Source organism: Pseudomonas lactucae (assembly GCF_016937615.1).
In the GTDB taxonomy this organism is placed as follows: Bacteria; Pseudomonadota; Gammaproteobacteria; order Pseudomonadales; family Pseudomonadaceae; genus Aquipseudomonas; species Aquipseudomonas lactucae.
Genome location: NZ_JAFHKI010000262.1, coordinates 1 through 619, shown reverse-complemented (window position 1 = coordinate 619; position 619 = coordinate 1). Strand labels below are relative to the sequence as shown.

Sequence of the window (619 nt, the reverse complement as noted above, 5' to 3'; positions counted from 1 at the left end):
GCCGCCGGCGGCCAGGCCTTTGACGAAAGTACGTCGAGAAGTGAGAGGGTGCATGCCAATTCAAGCCCGTCAGTTGAATGGCAGCAGATTAGGTGGCGCCGGCTGTCAGCAACCTTAGCGCCAGATTACCGATCCGACAGTTTCGCGCCGGCCATGCGGGTGCCGGCGCGTGACAAGGTCAGGCGATTTGCGCTTTGGACGCCACGTCAGCGAAGGTCTGCGGGTCCAGTGCGTCGGCCTGCTCATCCAACACCTGGCGCGGATGATCATTGCCCGGAATGGAACTGTCGATCAGCGCCAGCAATTGCGCGCCCAGCGCCGTCAAAATGAAATTCTCGCCATTGCCGCCCTCTTCCTCCGGGCGTGATTCGATAAAACCGCGCTTGAACAGCAGCGCCTCGTAATCGGCAGCGGTCTTCTTCAGCGCATCCAGATTGCCGGTGTCCTCGCCCGCCGTGGCCTTCTCGGCCGCTTCCTGTTCGGCGTATTTGCGCGGCGCGAAGCTGCCTTCGCCGTTCTGCACTTCATGCAGCAGACGTTCGATCAAATCCCAATTGTAAGTCGTCATCCTGATTCCTCCTGCGGGCCTGAGGAAAGTAGCCCGTCAGTAGGAGTGACC

At 60.6% G+C, this 619-nt stretch carries 1 protein-coding gene; it reads right to left on the bottom strand.

The annotated features are described in order from the left end of the window. Window positions 1–178 precede the first annotated feature (178 nt). The gene (locus JWR98_RS29155; RefSeq protein WP_003175409.1) at window positions 179–568 is read right to left on the bottom strand and encodes a hypothetical protein; all 390 of its coding nucleotides are present in this window, start codon (window positions 566–568) and stop codon (window positions 179–181) included. Window positions 569–619: the final 51 nt, after the last annotated feature.

Excerpts from the sequence above, each read along its gene's own strand:
- JWR98_RS29155 (WP_003175409.1), bottom strand. The coding sequence starts at position 568 with ATGACGACTTACAATTGGGATTTGATCGAACGTCTGCTGCATGAAGTG.